Source organism: Deinococcus multiflagellatus (genome assembly GCF_020166415.1).
Lineage (GTDB): Bacteria > Deinococcota > Deinococci > Deinococcales > Deinococcaceae > Deinococcus > Deinococcus multiflagellatus.
In genome coordinates this window covers 1-1,325 of record NZ_JAIQXV010000056.1, presented here as the reverse complement: position 1 = coordinate 1,325, position 1,325 = coordinate 1, and the positions used below count along the sequence as shown (strand labels likewise).

The following is a 1,325-nucleotide window of genomic DNA, read 5'->3' as shown; positions in this document are numbered from 1 at the left end:
CAATGGTGCGGACAGTTTTAGGCGACTTTGACACCGAGATGGAGCGGGCTGGCGGGGTGATTCTGCAATTCATCAAATCGAGCCGCAAGACCGAGATGGCGAAGAATTCGGTGGGCGAAGAGCTGATTGTAGGCGCGCCGTTTGACGTCCTCGTAGGAACAGGGGAGCCAGGACGCAGGACGCTTGCAGCGTCCTGCGTCGTCGAGAAGGACTTCGGCACGTCCGAGGCTCACGGCAAACAAGGCAGCGTTCCAGTGGTTTTCTAAACTGAGGGAACTGCGAAGCTGGCAAGTATTCAGCCCGGCGAACTGCTTCACGTCTCGAAAGACGAACTCTAAGCGGAACCGGGCGCTGTAGAGAGAGCGAATCTGCTGAGCAGGCATCGCCGTGTCCGTGCTGCACAGCACCACATGGCCCTGCACCTCTCCGCGCCGATTGAGGTTCTGAATCACCACCACCCGGAGAAAGCGTTTGTAGTGCGGTGCCCACGCCACCTGGGTCCAGACCCGTTCCCTCTTTTCCCCTGGTACGCTGGCCCATCCATCGAAGCTCTTGAAATCGACCTTCCCCGCCCATTTTTGCCGTCCGCCCCGTCGCTTGGGATGTGGACCGCTGAAGGGGGAGAGCAAGTTCGCGTTGCACTGCAATTTCGTCACGAAGGCGTAGCCTTCGCGACTTACCGCGTCCATGAACATCGTTTTGGCGTACTGCCCATCGGCAACGACAACGCGAAGATGCTGTTGAAGCCAGGTGCGTCGCTGCTCAAGGAAAGCGACCAGCTGAGCCTGGTACTGCTCCAGCCGATCATGTTTCTCTCGGCGTGGCTGAGTCTGCTGGACCTGCACAGGAAAAGCGTGATGACCGGACCAGCTGAGCAAGGCTAAGCAGGACAGCTCCAGGCCCGTTTCGGAACGGTGTGATGCACCGTTCCAGAACGCCCCCAGGCCAGCCGTCTTCCGACCCGACTTCGGGACAAAGGTGGCATCTAGGGCCAGAATGAAGCGGCCATCCAGCACCTTCAGACGGACGAGAAGGTATAACAGGCCCCAGTGCAGCTCCCCCCAGGGGAGCTGCTTCTGGAACCACCGACGGAGAGTACGTTCATTCCAACCGCTATAGCGGCTGAAATTCCTGGCGTTGACTCGGCCAGGGATGGCTTGCCATAGGGGGATGAGCCGCGAGAAAAAGTGATGTTGATGCGCGGGAAGGGCCAGCAGGGTGAGCACAATCGGTAACATCAGAGCAGGTCTCCTGTCCGTGAAGTCGTTCAAACTCACCGTACAGGAGACCTTCCCTTTTACCCCTCGAAACTGTCCGCACCATTG

1 protein-coding gene is annotated in these 1,325 nt (G+C 58.9%); it reads right to left on the bottom strand.

Annotated elements, in window-relative coordinates; translation table 11 throughout:
* Nucleotides 1-17: 17 nt before the first annotated feature.
* Nucleotides 18-1,325: transposase (locus tag K7W41_RS23270; RefSeq protein WP_224612923.1), on the bottom strand; the 1,308-nt coding region annotated here is incomplete at its 5' end.